Here is a 15,905-nt window from a genome sequence, read left to right as displayed (position 1 = left end):
GCCTACCTTAAGGCCACGCTCACCGCCATCGCCAACGGTCATCCGCAAAGCCGCCTCGACGACCTGCTGCCATGGAGCTTCAAGCCGTCAAGCTAAGACGACCGTGATGACCTGCGAACGCTTACGGGGGAGATCAGTTTTGGAGATACTTGCCGCGAGAAGCTCGTCCCGTTTCTTCCAGCAGAGTGTAAACTCCGTCACGGGCAAGCAGGCGTAGCGCATGGCCCATGAGCTTGTCCTGATGGGCGTTCTTGACGCGCGACCCCATTTCCTTGCTATCGGTCAACGCCCGGTGACGCCGTTCGATACGCTCCAACTCGTCGCGGATCACCCGTTCCAGCCACACGCGCGACGCATTCCGTTAAATTCTATTCGTTTGAAAATCTCTTCACGCGCATGCGTCACGATGCCCGCAAGCCTGCGGGCTGTCGAGGGGCATGACGTGCCCAGACTGACCTGAAGATGCACGGCATCGCATTGGATCCGCGCCGGGATCCGGCGTCGCCAAGTGTAGATCGCGCCGCGACGGAAGACGAAGTTGACGATGCCCATAGGCTGGCCCCTTCACGGTTGGGGCGTCATCACGAGATGGATAGTCATGGAGGACATAGCCTGCCACTTCTGGCCCAAAACAGTCAAACTTCGTCGGATCAACTGCTTATGCTGAGTTGGCTGGGGCGGTAGGATTCGAACCTACGGTACACGGTACCAAAAACCGTTGCCTTACCACTTGGCCACGCCCCAACTCTGTGAGCGGGTATCTAGAGAAGCGCCTGCGGAGTTGCAAGACAGAAAACGACATCAAATGCCGTTTCTGACAGCGGAATCAAACACGCGCGTCAGGGCCAGCAATTGCTGGCCTCCGGGCCTTAGCGGGGCTCGCTCCGATGGGTTGCGGCGGTCGAAAGTGCGTTCTGGCGGGCCTTTTTCTGGGCGAGGAACGAACAGATCAGCAGTTGAATCATGTGATACATCATCACCGGCAGCACGGTCGCGCCGACTGTGGCCGCTGGGAAGATCGCCGAGGCGATGGGCAGGCCGCTGGCAAGGCTTTTTGTCGAGCCGCAGAAGAACAGCACCGATTGATCGGGGTCGGGCAGGCGGAAGGTGCGGCCTGCCGCCGTCATCACGCCCATTGCCAGCGCCATGAACAGCAGCACGACCAGCAGGCTGACGACCATGGCGCTGGCCGGGATCGTGGTCCATAGCCCGGCCCGCGTTCCGGCGCTGAAGGCGGAATAGACGATCAGCAGGATCGAGCCTCGGTCGACGATCATCGTCAGCAGACGGTGGCGGGCGACGAAGCCTCCGATCAGCGGGCGCAGAAGCTGTCCGACGACGAAAGGCAGCAGGATCTGCACGCCGATCTTCTGGATGGCATCCAGGCTGACCCCGCCTCCGTCCATGTGCAGGAGTTTCGCGACCAGAAAGGGTGTCAGCACCACGCCAATGATGTTTGACAGCGAGGCCGCGCAGATTGCGGCGGGGATATTGCCTCCAGCGATTGAGGTGAAGGCGATCGAGGACTGTACCGTCGAGGGCAGCACGGCCAGAAACAGCAGGCCCAGCGTCAGTTCCGGCCCCAGGGCCGAGCCAAAGGCCCAGGCCAGCGCCACGCCCAGGATCGGGAAAAGCGCGTAGGTCGCAAGGAAGGTCAGCGTCTGCAGACGGATGTTCAGCAGCCCGGCGCGGACTGCGCGAGGATCCAGCTTGGCCCCATAAAGGAAGAACAGCAGCGACACCGCCCAGAAGGTCAACTGGCCAAGAATGTCGGCAGCAAGCCCACGGGCGGGCAGGGCGATCCCGACAAGCACCATCAGCAACAGCAAGATCATGTATCCGTCGATCCCGACGCGCTTGAGATACTTCATGACTTGCCCATTCCCTGCCTGACTGCCCACGGGTTTCTTGAACAGATTGGCGGTGGGTGCAAGGTTTGCGCCCGGCAGGACGGGCAGGGCATGGCCGATGTGACGCCCGAATGCCACGCGACCAAGCGGCCCTCCTGCGTTCGTGCCGCTCAGATCGGGGGCTGGGCACCATCCTCGACGGCGGTTTCGGCTGCAGTCTGGGTCGCGGTGGTCGCGCCGCTGGTTGCCGTTCCGCCGGCGTTCCTTTCGCGGGTTCCCTCTTTGCGGCAGGCCTGATTGGCAGCCTCATCCGTCATGCCTGCGGGCCGGGTCACGGCGCGGTCCCACAGGACCATGTCGCGACGGTAAAGCTGGCAGGTGACTTCGCCCTGCGGGGTGGTCAGGCTTACCTGATCGGTCTCGTAATCGGTCGGGTCATTCGAGCAGGCCGAAATCGAGATCAGGCCGATCGCCAAGAATCCGTATTTCATCACGGTGATTCCCTGTCTGAGTGGTGGAAGGGACAGGGTTGCAAATTGTCCAATTTGCGCAAGGAAAAATCCGCAGTTCCGATAGGTTCCCCGAAATTGCGGCCCCTGCGGCATCCTGCGGGAAAAATAAGCGGTGTTGTCAGGTGTGATGTGTATCTGATTGATTCAATTAAAAAGGACGCGCCTGCGACGACGCGTCCTTCTGGTCGATGCTCAGTTCAGGGCTGCAAGAATGCGTGCCCAGCTACGCGCCCCTTTGGCAAAGCTGGTCAGATCGTATTTCTCGTTCGGCGAGTGAATGCGGTCGTCATCGCGGCCAAAGCCGATCAGCATGGAATCCATGCCCAGCAGCTCCTTGAAATCGCCCGCGATCGGGATCGACCCACCAGCACCGATGAAGGCCGCTTCGCGGTTCCACTCATCAGACAGGGCAGATTTGGCGGCGGCGAAAGCCGGGTCTGAAATATCCATGCGGCTGGCGGGGCTGGCACCGTGGCCGTGGAATTCGACCGTGCAGTCCGCTGGCAGCGCGGCGCGGATATGGGCGCGGAATGTCTCGCGGATCGCTTCGGGGTCTTGCACGCCGGTCAGGCGGAAGCTGACCTTGGCGCTGGCCTCGGCGGGCAGGACAGTCTTGAAGCCTTCGCCGGTATAGCCGCCGGTGATGCCGTTGATCTCGAACGTGGGCTGGTTCCAAACCATTTCCAGCCCGGTGCGGCCCTGTTCGCCAATCGGGTGCTTCAATCCGACGCGCGACAGGAACTCGGCCGGGTCAAAGCCCAGATCCTCCCAATCCGAGCGCAGCTCGTTCGAAAGCTCTTCGACGCCGTCATAGAAGCCGGGCAGGGTAATGCGGCCATTGCTGTCCTTCACCGCGGACAGGGCGTTGACGAGGATCTGAATCGGATTGGCGGCCAGACCGCCGAAGCTGCCGGAATGCAAGTCGCGGTCGGCGGCGCGGACGGTGATTTCTTCACCATAAAGGCCGCGCAGTTGGGTGGTGATGGCGGGGCGGCCATCGGCATACATGCTGGTATCGCAGATCATGGCGATTCCGGCCCGCAGCTCTGCGGCATTTTCGCGCAGGAAGGGACGCAGGCTGGGCGAGCCGGATTCCTCCTCTCCCTCGAACAGCAGGACCAGATCGGTGGGCAGGCTGCCATGCACTTCCTTCCACGCGCGGAAGGCCTCGACAAAGGTCATCAGCTGCCCCTTGTCATCGGCGGCGCCACGCGCCCGGATCACCTTGCCGGTGGGCGTGTCCTGGATCTCGGGCTCAAAGGGCGGACGGTCCCACAGGGTCAACGGATCGACCGGCTGGACATCGTAATGACCATAGAAAAACAGGGCGCGGCGGTCGCCCTTGGGCGAATGCGCCACCACCATCGGGTGGCCGGGCGTGTCGCGAACCGAGGCGTCGAAGCCCAGCGAGGTCAGCTCGGCGCACAGCCATTCCGCTGCCCGCCGCACATCGCCCTTATGCGCCGGATCGGTCGAGATCGAGGGAATGCGCAGGAACTCCATCAGCCGGTCCAGAGCCTGCGGCAGCCCCTTGTCCAGCGTTGAAAGTACTTCTTCGATTCTTGCGTTGTCCTGCATGATGCGCCTTTCTTGATTGATTTTCTCAGCGGAAATCACTGGTCCGATTGTCGTAATGCGACATTTTGGCCCTATATTTCCTGTAACTTGACACGTATCAAGTTATCACCCGCGGGATCATGCATGATCCCCCAAGCGAGCAAGTTCAAGCAAGGCAAGGGACCACGATGGACTATTCGGCCGCCCTCGATCAGGCAATCGACAAGCTGCATGAAGAAGGACGGTACCGGACTTTCATCGATATCGAGCGTCGCAACGGCGCGTTCCCCCGTGCGATCTGGACCCGTCCTGACGGCTCGCAAAGCGAAATCACCGTGTGGTGCGGCAATGACTATCTGGGCATGGGTCAGCACCCTGTCGTCCTGTCCGCCATGCATGAGGCGCTGGACGCCACCGGCGCAGGTTCGGGCGGCACGCGCAACATTTCCGGCACCACGGTCTATCACAAGAAGCTTGAGGCCGAGCTTGCCGACCTGCATGGCAAGGAAGCCGCTCTGGTCTTCTCCAGCGCCTACATCGCCAATGATGCGACGCTGTCGACGCTGCGCAAGCTGTTCCCCGGCCTGATCATCTATTCCGACGCGCTGAACCATGCCTCGATGATCGAGGGCATCAAGCGTTTCGATGGCGCCAAGCGCATCTTCCGCCACAATGACGTGGCCCATCTGCGCGAGTTGCTGGCAGCGGACGATCCCGACGCGCCCAAGCTGATCGCCTTTGAATCGATCTACTCGATGGATGGCGATTTCGGCCCGATCGAGGCGATCTGCGATCTGGCCGACGAATTCAACGCCCTGACCTATCTGGATGAGGTCCATGCCGTCGGCATGTATGGCCCCCGCGGTGGCGGCGTGGCCGAGCGTGACGGTCTGGCTCATCGTATCGACATGTTCAACGGCACGCTGGGCAAGGCCTTTGGCGTCTTTGGTGGCTATATCGCGGCCTCGGCCAAGATGGTCGACGCGATCCGCTCCTATGCGCCGGGCTTTATCTTCACCACCTCGCTGCCCCCGGCAGTGGCCGCAGGGGCTGCGGCCTCGATTGCGCTGCTCAAGACCGCCGAAGGGCAAGAGCTGCGCGACAAGCAGCAACTGTATGCTCGCATCCTGAAAATGCGCCTGCGCGGCCTTGGCATGCCGATCATGGATCACGGCAGTCATATCGTGCCCGTCCATGTCGGCCATCCGGTTCACTGCAAGGCACTGTCCGACATGCTGCTGGCCGATTTCGGCATCTATGTGCAGCCTATCAACTTCCCCACCGTGCCCCGCGGGACCGAGCGCCTGCGCTTCACGCCCTCGCCTGTGCATACGACGGGCGAAATTGACGCGCTGGTGCGGGCGATGGATGCCCTCTGGTCGCAATGTAAGTTGAACCGTTCGTCCAACGTCGCCTGAGGGTTGTAAGGGGGTGATAACCTCTCGCGCCCGTGATAACCTTGCATTAATGAAGCTGTGGCAACCTTCCGATTCGGAACGGTAGTTCACATATAATAATGGGGCAGGCGGAATGATCGGGCTGAGGGGGGGTTCCCCAATGCAGCATGATGAACAGGCGGATGTTCCGCCGGGCACTGACGGGATCGAGGTGCGACTTGGCGACCTGATGCGGGGCGAACGCGCCACGTTGGGCAAGTCGCTTCTGGATGTTCAGCGCGAGTTGCGCATCCGTGCGTCCTACGTTGCCGCGATTGAGAATTGCGACATCTCGGCCTTTGATACGCCCAGCTTCATTGCCGGCTATGTGCGTTCTTATGCGCGCTATCTGGGTATGGACGCGGATTGGACCTTCCGCCGCTTCTGTCAGGAATCCGGCTTCAAGCCGACGCATGGCATGGCCGCTGCCGCTTCGGGGCCCAAGCCCCAGCGCCGCCCCTCGGACCCGGCCGAGGCGCTGGCCAATCCGCATCCGATTTTCCTGCCCAAGCCCGAAAGCATGTGGTCCTCGATCGAGCCGCGCGCGATTGGTTCGGTTCTGGTCATGGCGCTGCTGGCCTGTGGGCTGGGCTATGGCGGCTGGTCGGTCCTGCAGGAAGTGCAAAAGGTCAACCTGACCCCGGGCGAGCAATCGCCGGGCGTGATCGCGACGCTTGATCCGGTTCAGGATGCCGCCGAACCCGAAACCGTCGACTCGGCGCAGGTCAACCTGCCGCGGCCCGAAGGGATCGACCGCACCTACCGTCCGCAGGCGCTTGAGGTTCCGGTGCTGATCGCCCGCGACGGGCCGATCTCGGCCATTGATCCGGGGCTGAAATCCCCGGCGATGCAGCCCGAAACCCGCGTTGCCGCTGCCGAAACCGCGCCGCAACCCGGTATTGAGCTGCCGTACGGCCCCGAAATGCCTGCGGCAATGGCCGCCGTTCGCACCGTGGCTCCTGACGTTCCGACGGTCGAATTGCTTGCTGCGCGTCCGGCTTGGGTGCGCGTGACCTCGGCTGATGGCACCGTGCTTCTGGAAAAGACCATGGACGCGGGTGAGCGCTTCTCGCTGCCGAAACTGGAAGCACCGCCGATCCTGCGCACCGGGAATTCCGGCGCGGTCTATTTCGCGGTGAATGGCCAGACCTATGGCCCCGCAGCGCCCGGTCCCAAGATCGTCAAGAATGTCGAACTTTCCCCCGAGGCGCTGACCGCGAAATATGCGGTTGCCGACCCGACCAAAGATCCCGAACTGGCCTCGATGATCGCTGTAGCCTCGGCCGCGCCCGTCGCGCCTGCAACCGGGGTTCAGGAGTAAACCACAGGGCCGACAGGCTTGCAAAACCGACGCGCCGGGTTGTCCACCGGCGCGCATCGTCCTATGTCTGACGCAACCCGATTTCCGCGCTGCAGAAGGCTCCCGCCATGTCGCTCAATCCGATCCGTCCCTGGCGCAATATCGACCGGCGCAAGTCCCGCCAGATCATGGTGGGCCGCGTTCCGGTCGGAGGCGATGCCCCGATCAGCGTCCAGACGATGACGAATACCGATACCAGCGACGTGCGCGCGACGCTGGACCAGATCATCCGCTCGGCTGATGCCGGGGCTGACATCGTGCGCGTCTCGACCCCCGATCAGGCATCGACCCAAGCCCTACGCGAGATCTGCCGCGAAAGTCCGGTCCCGATCGTTGCCGACATCCATTTCCACTACAAGCGCGCCATCGAAGCAGCCGAGGCTGGCGCCGCCTGCCTGCGCATCAATCCGGGCAATATCGGCGATGCGGCGCGCGTGCGCGAGGTGATCAAGGCCGCCCGCGACCATGGCTGCTCAATCCGTATCGGCGTGAACGCCGGCAGCCTCGAAAAGCATCTGCTTGAGAAGTATGGCGAGCCTTGCCCGGACGCGATGGTGGAATCCGGCCTCGACCATATCAAGATCCTGCAGGACAACGATTTCCACGAGTTCAAGATCAGCGTGAAGGCCTCGGACGTCTTCCTTGCCGCCGCGGCCTACCAGCAGCTTGCGGATGCTACGGATGCCCCGATCCACCTTGGCATCACCGAGGCGGGCGGCTTTGTCGGCGGCACGGTCAAATCGGCTGTCGGCCTTGGCAACCTGCTGTGGTCGGGCATCGGCGACACGATCCGCGTCAGCCTGTCCGCCGATCCGGTCGAAGAGGTCAAAGTCGGGTTCGAGATCCTGAAATCTCTGGGCCTTCGCACCCGCGGCGTGCAGATCATCTCTTGCCCCAGCTGCGCCCGGCAGGGCTTTGATGTGATCAAGACCGTCGAGACCCTCGAAAAACGCCTGGAGCATATCAAGACGCCCATGAGCCTCTCGATCATCGGTTGCGTGGTGAACGGTCCGGGCGAGGCGCTGATGACCGATATCGGCTTCACCGGCGGCGGGGCCGGGGCTGGCATGGTCTATCTGGCTGGCAAGCAGGCCCACAAGATGACGAATGACCAGATGGTCAACCACATCGTCGAACTGGTGGAAAAGCGCGCCTCTGAAATCGACGCTGCGGAAAACGCCCAAGCCGCAGAATAACGCGAGACTGCGGTTTCACCGTTTCTCAAATACCCCAGCCGCGCCCGTCACAGGCGCGGCTGTTTCCTGTCTGGCGTCAGCCTTACGACTTTTCGGCGCGAGCACGGGCGATAGCGCCCTCCAGCCCATCGGCCGGGACGCCACGCAGCATCTCGCCTTCGATGATGAAGGTCGGCGTGCCCATGATCCGCATCTGTTCGGCCAATTGATGGTTCGAGCGCAGCACGGCCGACACTTCTTCGGTGTTCATCCGGTTCAGGACGGCGGTTCGGTCCACGCCCAGATCGTCGGCCAGCTTGCCCAGGCTCTCCAGATTGACCGGACCGCGCATTTCCATCAGCGTGTCATGCGCCTTTTTGTAGGGCTCGGCGCCGGCCTCTTGCTGGACGGCGACCGCGAAGCGCGCGGCAAGGTCGCTTTCCTGCGTCAGGATCGGGAATTCCTTCAGGATCCAGCGGATATTGCCATCGGCCGCGATCAGCTTCTCCAGCTCGGGATGGACCTTCTTGCAGACGCCGCAGCGATAATCGATGAACTCGACCAGCGTGATGTCGCCCTCGGGATTGCCGCCAATCCAGCTATAGCCGTCCTCAAAGATCGCGGCCTTGTTATTTTCGACCAGCAGTTGATCGTTCTTGGCCTCATCCGCGACGCGACGTTCTTCAAGGACGTTGATCGCCTCGACCAGGACATTCGGGTTCGCCATCAGGTAATCGCGCACCGCCTCGCCAAAAGCGGCTTTTTCGGCTTCGTTCATGCTGGCCGGGTCAAAGGCGAGGGCGGGCAGGGCAGTTGCGGCCAGCGCCGCCGCGGTCAGAATGGCTTTCATCCGGTGTCCTTTCATTTCGGCACGCAGCTTGGCCTCAAGCGGCAAGGGGCGCAAGGACCCATGCGCCACAGCCACCCGGCTTTCACGCGGGCTTGACCGCTTGCGCTTGACCGCGCCCGTCCAAGTTGTGATACCGCCCAAAACATCGAGGCCGTCATGAGAAATTCGCGCCGGGGGCAGGTCGATCCCTTTATCGTCATGGATGTGATGGAAGCTGCGCGCCGAGCCGAGGCCGCGGGCCGCCACATCATCCATATGGAGGTGGGCCAACCCTCAACTCCGGCCCCTTTGGGTGCACGCAAGGCGCTGGCGGCGGCGCTTGACCAGCCGTTGGGCTATACCGTCGCGCTTGGCCTGCCTGAGTTGCGCAAGGGGATCGCGGGGCTTTACCGTCGCTGGTATGGGCTCGACCTTGATCCGGCGCGGATCGTGGTGACGCCCGGCTCCAGCGGGGCCTTTATCCTTGCCTTTTCGGCGCTTTTCGATGCCGGTGACCGTGTTGTCTTGGGCGAGCCCGGCTATCCCAGCTATCGTCAGATCCTGCGCGCCATGTCGCTGGAGCCGGTCGGTATCCAGACCCGGATCGAGGACCGCTACCAGCCGCGCCCGCAGGATCTGCCCACGGACGCGCAGGGATTGATCCTTGCCTCGCCGGGCAATCCTTCGGGGACGGTGCTGCGCAAGGACGAACTGGCCGCGCTGACCGGGCGCGCGGCCGAGATTGGCATGGCGGTGATCTCGGATGAGATCTATCACGGGCTGGATTACGGCGCGGGCTTCCATTCCGCGCTTGAGGTCACGGATGATGTCTTTGTCATCAACAGCTTCTCGAAATATTTCAGCATGACCGGCTGGCGCGTCGGCTGGATGGTGGTTCCCGAAAGCCATATCCGGACGGTTGAGCGGCTGGCGCAGAACATGTTCATCTGCCCGCCTCATGCCAGCCAGTTCGCTGCGTTGGCCGCCCTCGATTGTGTCGAGGAAGCCGATGCAAACCTTGCTGTCTACGCGGAAAATCGTCGTTTGATGCTTGAACGCCTACCGCAGATCGGGTTTGCGCGGATCGCGCCGCCCGAGGGCGCTTTCTACATCTATGCGGACGTGTCCGACCTGACCGATGACAGCCTTGCCTTTGCCGCCGAGATTCTTGAGCGCGCCGGTGTTGCGGTGACGCCGGGGCTGGACTTCGACCCCCGTCGCGGCGCGCAGACCCTGCGTTTCAGCTATGCCGGATCCAGCGCCGACATCGCCGAAGGGCTGGACCGCCTTGCGGTCTTCATGGCGGCAAGATGAGATGGCTGGCCGCCATCCTGCTGATCTGTCTGGCGCTTCCACTTTGGGGGCAAGAGCAATCTGCGCTGGCGCGGATCGATCCTGACCGCTCGTCGCTGATTGCCGAGGGCAAGGATCGCGGCAAGCCGCGGCCGCTGGAGTTGCGGCTGGCGATCAGCCATCCGGTGCCTTACCGGGTCTATTTTCTTGACGCGCCGCCCCGACTGATCGTCGACTTCCGCGAGATCGATTTCTCCTCGACCGAGCCCGCTGCCCTTGCCGGGCATGATCTGGTTCCGGGCCTGCGCTGGGGTCGTTTTCGCCCCGGCTGGTCGCGGCTGGTGATGGAGCTTTCCGGGCCCTATGCGCTTGCGACCGCGATCCAGTCCTTGCGACAGGATGGGGCCGGGGGTGCGGACCTGACATTGCGCATCACCCCGGTCGAGCAGGCGGCATTCAAGCCGCGCGGCAACGCCATGTCGGCGCTGCGCGATCTGCCAACGCCGGCGCGGGTGGGGTCGGGGCGGACCGCCCGGGCTGCCGACCAGCCCTTGCGTATCGCCATTGATCCCGGTCATGGCGGCCATGATCCGGGGGCCGAGGTTGGCGTCATCCGCGAGGCAGCGGTGATGCTGGGCTTTGCCCGCGAACTGTCCGAAGTGCTGACGCGCGCGGGCTATGAGGTGATCCCGACCCGTCAGGACGACAGTTTCGTGCCGCTTGAACAGCGCATGACCGTGGCGCGCGGGGGGCAGGCCGACCTGCTGATCTCGCTGCATGCCGATGCCCTGCCTGCGGGCGCTGCGGCGGGCCTGTCGATCTATTTCTGGGATCAGGATTCGGATGACCGTGCCGCACGACAGCTGGCGCTGCACCACGACCGCTCGGATCTTGTGGCCGGGTTGGACCTGACCGGGACGGATGACTCGGTCGCGGATGCCCTTATGGACCTTGCCCGGCAGGAAACTCAGCCCCGATCCGAGGCTTTCGCAAGATTTCTGGTGTCGGCCCTGAACCGTTCGGGGGTGACCATGCACCGCCACCCGGTCAAGGGCGCGGCCTTCTCGGTCCTGAAGTCGCCGGATATCCCTTCTGTCTTGATAGAATTGGGTTTTCTGACCGATGAGAATGACCGGGCGAATCTTTTCGACCCCGAATGGCGACGCCATACCGCGCAGTCCATCGCCTCGGCCATTGGCGAATGGGCGAAGGACGAGGCCGTCCGCACGAGCCTTTCGCGACAGTAATGGCCGTGTTGCTTTGACGCGGCCGCCCCCCGAGATTAAGATGACAAGAAACTCCCCAGAGGCATATTCCCGTTGATCCGCTTCGTTCTCTCGTTTTTCGGTGCGATCTTCGCGTGGATCGTGACCGGGGTTCTGTTCCTCGCACTGACCATTGGCGGGGTGCTGTGGATGTATTCGCGCGATCTGCCCAGCCATGAGCAGCTGGCGCAGTACTCACCCAAGACCATCAGCCGCGTCTATTCCAGCGAAGGCATGCTGATCGACGAATTCGCCGAGGAACGCCGGATCTTCGTGCCGATCGACGAAATTCCCGATCTGGTGAAGCAGGCCTTCATCAGCGCCGAGGACAAGAACTTCTACCACCATCACGGCTTCGACCCGCGCGGCATGGCCGGGGCGATGGTGCAGGCGGTGAAGTCGCGCGGTGGCAGTGTGCGCGGTGCGTCGACCATCACCCAGCAGGTGATGAAGAACTTCCTGCTGAGTTCCGACCGCAGCATCGAGCGCAAGATCAAGGAACTGATCCTTGCCACCCGGCTTGAGCAGACCCTGTCCAAGGACCAGATCCTTGAGCTGTATCTGAACGAGATCTTCCTTGGGCAGAACAGCTTCGGTGTCGCCGCTGCCGCCCAGACCTATTTCAACAAATCGCTGGCCCACCTGACCCCAAGTGAGGCTGCGACGCTTGCCTCGATGCCGCAGGCTCCGGGCCGCTACCACCCGGTCCGGGCCAAGGAACGCGTGACCGAACGGCGCGACTATGTCCTGCGCGAGATGTGGCAGAACGGCTATATCGACGAGGCGACCTATAAATCGGAATCCGCGCTGCCGCTGAAATCGGTGCAGAACGGCGATTACCCCTCGTTCCAGAAGCAATTGCCGCCGCGCGGCTATTTCACCGACGAGATCCGCCGGCAATTGTCGCGCGAATTCGGTCAGGATGAGTTCTTTGGCGGCGGCCTTGCCATCCGCGCCACCATCGAACCGGACCTGCAAAAGATCGCCGCCCGTGCGCTGCAGCGCGCGTTGGAGCGTTTCGATCGCGGCCGTGGCGTCTGGCGCGGCACCCGCGTCACCATCCCGGCCGAGCAACTGGGCTCGGAGGAAAGCTGGCGCGAGGCGCTGGAGGCCGCGAAAGTACCCCGCGACATCGAGGACTGGTATCCCGCCGTCGTCCTGTCTCTGGGCCAAAGCGACGCCGAAATCGGCATCGAGGGCGAAGAGGGCACTGCCACCATTCCCGCCAAGGACGTGCAATGGGCGCGCAAGCGTCAGGCGAACGGTCGTCTTGGAGCCAAGGCCAAGGTCGCCTCGGACCTGCTGGACGTGGGCGACGTGGTGCTGGTCAGGCGCATGGTCGATGACAATAGCGGGGACTTCATCCGCTGGACCCTGCGCCAGATCCCCGAGATCGAAGGTGGTTTCATGGCGATGAACGTGAATAACGGCCGCGTCATGGCGATGCAGGGCGGGTTCTCGTATCAAAGCTCGGTTTTCAACCGCGCGACGCAGGCGCAGCGCCAGCCCGGCTCCAGCTTCAAGCCCTTTGTCTATGCGGCGGCGCTGGACAGCGGCTTTACCCCGGCGACGATCATCGTCGACGAACCGATCACGGTGAATACGCCCGAAGGGCTGTGGACGCCCAAGAACTCGACCGGGCGCTTTTACGGCCCGACGCCGATGCGGACCGGCATCGAGCAATCGCGAAACCTGATGACGATCCGGATCGCGCAGGATATCGGCATGAACACGGTCGCCAAATATGCCGAGAAATTCGGTGTTTATGACCGGTTGTCGCCGTTCCTTGCCAACAGCCTTGGCGCGCAGGAAACGACGCTGTTCAAGATGGTCGCGGCCTATGCGATGTTCGCCAATGGCGGCGAGCGGGTGGAGCCGACGCTGGTCGACCGGGTGCAGGACCGTCGTGGCCGCACCATCTATCGTCACGACCAGCGCGAATGCCTGACCTGCGCCCAGCCGAACCTGCCCGCCGGGGCCGCGCCCGCAATCGCGACCAACCGCGAGCGGGTGATGGACGCGATCACCGCCTATCAGTTGACCTCGATGATGGAAGGCGTGGTCAAGCGCGGCTCGGGCCGTGGCGTGGCGCTGCCGGTTCCGGTCGCCGGCAAGACCGGGACCACCAACGACGCCAAGGATGTCTGGTTCATCGGTTTCACCTCGAACATCGTGGCGGGCTGCTATCTGGGCTATGACCAGCCGCGTTCGATGGGCGACAGCGCCTATGGCGGCACGTTGTGCGTGCCGGTGTTCAACGAGTTCATGAAGGAAGTCATCAAGGAGTATGGCGGGACCGAGTTCCGCGTGCCGCCGGGTGGGCATTTCGTGAACATCGACCGCTTCTCGGGCGCGATCCTTGGCCCCGATGCCAAGGGCGACAATGTGATTGCGGAATATTTCCGCGACGGTCAGGACATCAGCGGTCTTGGCGCGGCAATCGTCGATGGCGGCTTCGAACGCGTCGATCCCAATACCCTGCCGCTATACCACGACAGCAAGTCGCGCGATCAGGGCAAGGCGGTCACCACCTCGACCGGCAAGAAGAAGGTCATTCCCAAGAAGGCCGATTTTGGCACCTTGTCCTCGGGCGGCCTATATTGACGACAGGTTTTGCGGGGGCGGGCGCTTGCGAGTGGCCCGCCCTCGCGTTATCTGTCTTGCCCGATCCGACCCTTCGAGACCCGAAAGAGAGTGCCCATGCGCGCCGAGACCCAAGCCACCATCGAAGCGATCCGCAAATCGCTGAAACTGCTCGGCCAGCGCCTGGACTGGGAAACCGCTCCGCATCGGCTTGAAGAGTTGAACGCCATGATCGAGGCGGGCGACATCTGGTCGGACCCGGCCCGTGCGCAAAAACTGATGCGCGACCGCCAGAAGCTGTCCGACGCGGTCGAGACCTATCGCCGCATCGAGACCGAGCTGACCGACAATATCGAGCTGATCGAACTGGGCGAGGCCGAGGGCGACACCGAGATCGTCACCGACGCCGAAACCGGGCTGAAAGCCCTGGCCGAGTTGGCCGCGCAGAAAGAACTGGAAGCGCTGCTGAACGGCGAGGCCGACGGCAACGACACCTTCCTTGAGATCAACGCGGGTGCGGGTGGCACGGAAAGCGCCGACTGGGCCAGCATGCTGGCGCGCATGTATGTCCGCTGGGCCGAGAAAAAGGGCTATACGGTCGAGTTGCTGTCCGAGACGCCCGGCGAGGAAGCGGGCATCCGTTCCGCCGCCTACAAGATTACTGGCCCCAATGCCTATGGCTGGCTGAAGTCGGAATCGGGCGTGCACCGGCTGGTGCGAATCTCGCCCTACGATTCGGCGGCGCGGCGGCACACGTCCTTCAGCTCGATCTGGGTTTATCCGGTGGTTGACGACAATATCGAGATCGTCATCCCGGACAACGAAATCCGCATCGATACCTATCGTTCGTCGGGTGCGGGCGGGCAGCACGTCAACACCACCGACTCGGCCGTGCGGATCACCCACTTGCCGACAAATATCGTGGTGACTTCGTCCGAGAAGTCGCAGCACCAGAACAGGGCCAACGCCATGGCCGCGCTGAAGGCGCGCCTGTACCAGATGGAACTGGACAAGCGTAACGCCGAGATCAACGCCCAGCACGCCGCCAAGGGCGATGCTGGCTGGGGCAACCAGATCCGTTCCTACGTCCTGCATCCCTACCAGATGGTGAAGGACCTGCGCACCTCGCACGAAACTTCGGACACGCAAGGCGTGCTGGATGGCGATCTGGACGCCTTCATGGCGGCGACACTGGCGCTGGACGTTGCCGGTAAGTCGCGGGCCGAAGCAAACGCCGAAGACTGAAACCTTGGCGCCCGTGGCGCGCCAAGCATGGGTATTTAAGAAACGAAGAAGCCGCTTTGTTGCGCGTTACCTGCGGGTTTCGCGCAGCATGTGCAGGGCAAGGCCCGCCAGTACCGTGCCCATCAGCCGACGCTGGACCATGCTCCAGCCCGGGTGATCGCCGAGGAAGCGGGCCGCGCGGCCCGCACTGAGGATGATCAGCGCATTCACCGTCAGGCTGATCGCGATCTGGGTTGTTCCCAAGGTCAGTGCCTGCGTCAGCACCGGGCCCTGCGCCGGGTTGATGAATTGCGGCAGCAGCGACAGGTAAAGCACCGCTGCCTTGGGGTTCAGCAGATTGGTTAGGAAGCCCATCACGAACAGCCTGCGCGGGCTGTCGGGCGGCAGTTCGCGGAACTGGAACACATTGCGGCCATTCGGGCGCAATGCCTGCCATGCGAGCCAGCCCAGATAGATCGCGCCCGCGATTCTGAGCGCGTCATAGGCATAGGGCACTGCCATGACGATCGCGGTGATCCCCAGCACCGCACAGAGCATGTAAACGACAAAACCCAGCGCGACGCCGCCCAGTGACACCAGCCCGGCACGGCTGCCTTGGCATAGCGTGCGCGAGATCAGGTAGATCATGTTCGGTCCCGGCGTCAGCACCATGCCAAGTGCCAAGGCGGAAAAGCCGATCATCGCGGTCAGTTCGGGCATCTGTCTCTCCTAATCACGCGCACATCATCCTTGTGCGAGTGCGGTCAGGCAAGGCTTTGATGCTGCGTTGCGGCAATGTATGTTGCACCTGCATAAGGCAT

At 62.9% G+C, this 15,905-nt stretch carries 15 protein-coding genes and 1 tRNA gene; 8 read left to right on the top strand and 8 right to left on the bottom strand.

Annotated elements, in window-relative coordinates:
- Window positions 1-96 (top strand): transposase domain-containing protein (locus IB235_RS25960; RefSeq protein ID WP_192337168.1); only part of this gene is annotated, 96 nt, incomplete at its 5' end.
- A 37-nt stretch (window positions 97-133) separates the two neighbouring features.
- On the opposite strand, the gene IB235_RS21960 is transcribed toward IB235_RS25960, so the two are convergent.
- From IB235_RS21960 to IB235_RS21935, 6 genes are all read right to left on the bottom strand, one after another.
- A complete protein-coding gene (locus IB235_RS21960; protein WP_192338534.1) occupies window positions 134-331 on the bottom strand; it encodes a hypothetical protein in 198 nt (65 codons plus the stop codon).
- Window positions 328-552, bottom strand: coding sequence for a DUF6538 domain-containing protein (locus IB235_RS21955; RefSeq protein WP_192338533.1), 225 nt, complete (start codon window positions 550-552; stop codon window positions 328-330). Before IB235_RS21955 ends, IB235_RS21960 begins: the two co-directional genes overlap by 4 nt.
- A 117-nt stretch (window positions 553-669) precedes the next feature.
- Window positions 670-744 (bottom strand) — tRNA-Gln (locus IB235_RS21950).
- A gap of 125 nt (window positions 745-869) precedes the next feature.
- Window positions 870-1,871, bottom strand: coding sequence for a bile acid:sodium symporter family protein (locus IB235_RS21945; RefSeq protein WP_192338537.1), 1,002 nt, complete (start codon window positions 1,869-1,871; stop codon window positions 870-872).
- 149 nt (window positions 1,872-2,020) lie between these two features.
- Window positions 2,021-2,341, bottom strand: coding sequence for a hypothetical protein (locus tag IB235_RS21940; protein WP_192338532.1), 321 nt, complete (start codon window positions 2,339-2,341; stop codon window positions 2,021-2,023).
- A gap of 213 nt (window positions 2,342-2,554) precedes the next feature.
- Entirely contained in the window at window positions 2,555-3,940 is a 1,386-nt protein-coding gene (locus tag IB235_RS21935) for a dipeptidase (RefSeq protein ID WP_192338531.1), read from the bottom strand.
- 167 nt (window positions 3,941-4,107) lie between these two features.
- Here IB235_RS21935 and hemA point away from each other — a divergent pair, with 167 nt between their 5' ends.
- From hemA to ispG, 3 genes are all read left to right on the top strand, one after another.
- Window positions 4,108-5,337 (top strand): 5-aminolevulinate synthase, encoded by a 1,230-nt coding sequence (gene hemA, locus IB235_RS21930; protein WP_155042230.1) that lies wholly within the window; start codon window positions 4,108-4,110, stop codon window positions 5,335-5,337.
- Window positions 5,338-5,449: 112 nt separating this feature from the next.
- The gene (locus IB235_RS21925; RefSeq protein WP_155042231.1) at window positions 5,450-6,676 is read left to right on the top strand and encodes a helix-turn-helix domain-containing protein; all 1,227 of its coding nucleotides are present in this window, start codon (window positions 5,450-5,452) and stop codon (window positions 6,674-6,676) included.
- Window positions 6,677-6,783: 107 nt separating this feature from the next.
- Window positions 6,784-7,911 carry a flavodoxin-dependent (E)-4-hydroxy-3-methylbut-2-enyl-diphosphate synthase gene (gene ispG, locus IB235_RS21920; protein ID WP_192338530.1) on the top strand — a complete coding sequence of 376 codons (1,128 nt, stop codon included), beginning with the start codon at window positions 6,784-6,786 and terminating at the stop codon, window positions 7,909-7,911.
- An 82-nt stretch (window positions 7,912-7,993) separates the two neighbouring features.
- On the opposite strand, the gene IB235_RS21915 is transcribed toward ispG, so the two are convergent.
- Window positions 7,994-8,740, bottom strand: a complete 747-nt coding sequence (locus IB235_RS21915) for a DsbA family protein (protein ID WP_155042233.1) — start codon at window positions 8,738-8,740, stop codon at window positions 7,994-7,996.
- Window positions 8,741-8,896: 156 nt separating this feature from the next.
- Between IB235_RS21915 and IB235_RS21910 the strand changes: the two genes are divergently transcribed.
- The 4 genes from IB235_RS21910 (at window position 8,897) to prfB (ending at window position 15,105) form a co-directional block, all read left to right on the top strand.
- On the top strand, window positions 8,897-10,033 hold the full coding sequence (locus tag IB235_RS21910; protein WP_192338529.1) for a pyridoxal phosphate-dependent aminotransferase: 1,137 nt from the start codon (window positions 8,897-8,899) through the stop codon (window positions 10,031-10,033).
- Window positions 10,030-11,259: an N-acetylmuramoyl-L-alanine amidase gene (locus IB235_RS21905; RefSeq protein WP_192338528.1), complete on the top strand. Its 1,230-nt coding sequence runs from the start codon at window positions 10,030-10,032 to the stop codon at window positions 11,257-11,259. The genes IB235_RS21910 and IB235_RS21905 overlap by 4 nt, the downstream gene beginning before the upstream one ends.
- 72 nt (window positions 11,260-11,331) lie before the next feature.
- Window positions 11,332-13,881: a penicillin-binding protein 1A gene (locus IB235_RS21900; RefSeq protein ID WP_155042236.1), complete on the top strand. Its 2,550-nt coding sequence runs from the start codon at window positions 11,332-11,334 to the stop codon at window positions 13,879-13,881.
- Between the two features lie 96 nt (window positions 13,882-13,977).
- Window positions 13,978-15,105 (top strand): peptide chain release factor 2, encoded by a 1,128-nt coding sequence (gene prfB / locus IB235_RS21895; protein ID WP_155042237.1) that lies wholly within the window; start codon window positions 13,978-13,980, stop codon window positions 15,103-15,105.
- 66 nt (window positions 15,106-15,171) lie between these two features.
- Here the strand turns inward: prfB and IB235_RS21890 are convergent, their stop codons facing one another.
- Complete coding sequence (locus tag IB235_RS21890; protein ID WP_155042238.1) at window positions 15,172-15,804, bottom strand: LysE family translocator; 633 nt, start codon at window positions 15,802-15,804, stop codon at window positions 15,172-15,174.
- Window positions 15,805-15,905: the final 101 nt, after the last annotated feature.

Origin of the sequence: Paracoccus sp. PAR01, from assembly GCF_014851995.1 — a bacterium.
Lineage (GTDB): Bacteria > Pseudomonadota > Alphaproteobacteria > Rhodobacterales > Rhodobacteraceae > Paracoccus > Paracoccus litorisediminis.
This window is presented reverse-complemented; position numbering and strand designations above follow the sequence as displayed.

Coding starts and splice junctions, on each gene's coding strand:
- IB235_RS21955 (WP_192338533.1), bottom strand. CDS start 552: ATGGGCATCGTCAACTTCGTCTTCCGTCGCGGCGCGATCTACACTTGG.
- IB235_RS21945 (WP_192338537.1), bottom strand. CDS start 1,871: ATGAAGTATCTCAAGCGCGTCGGGATCGACGGATACATGATCTTGCTG.
- IB235_RS21940 (WP_192338532.1), bottom strand. CDS start 2,341: ATGAAATACGGATTCTTGGCGATCGGCCTGATCTCGATTTCGGCCTGC.
- IB235_RS21935 (WP_192338531.1), bottom strand. CDS start 3,940: ATGCAGGACAACGCAAGAATCGAAGAAGTACTTTCAACGCTGGACAAG.
- hemA (WP_155042230.1), top strand. CDS start 4,108: ATGGACTATTCGGCCGCCCTCGATCAGGCAATCGACAAGCTGCATGAA.
- IB235_RS21925 (WP_155042231.1), top strand. CDS start 5,450: ATGATCGGGCTGAGGGGGGGTTCCCCAATGCAGCATGATGAACAGGCG.
- ispG (WP_192338530.1), top strand. CDS start 6,784: ATGTCGCTCAATCCGATCCGTCCCTGGCGCAATATCGACCGGCGCAAG.
- IB235_RS21915 (WP_155042233.1), bottom strand. CDS start 8,740: ATGAAAGCCATTCTGACCGCGGCGGCGCTGGCCGCAACTGCCCTGCCC.
- IB235_RS21910 (WP_192338529.1), top strand. CDS start 8,897: ATGAGAAATTCGCGCCGGGGGCAGGTCGATCCCTTTATCGTCATGGAT.
- IB235_RS21905 (WP_192338528.1), top strand. CDS start 10,030: ATGAGATGGCTGGCCGCCATCCTGCTGATCTGTCTGGCGCTTCCACTT.
- prfB (WP_155042237.1), top strand. CDS start 13,978: ATGCGCGCCGAGACCCAAGCCACCATCGAAGCGATCCGCAAATCGCTG.
- IB235_RS21890 (WP_155042238.1), bottom strand. CDS start 15,804: ATGCCCGAACTGACCGCGATGATCGGCTTTTCCGCCTTGGCACTTGGC.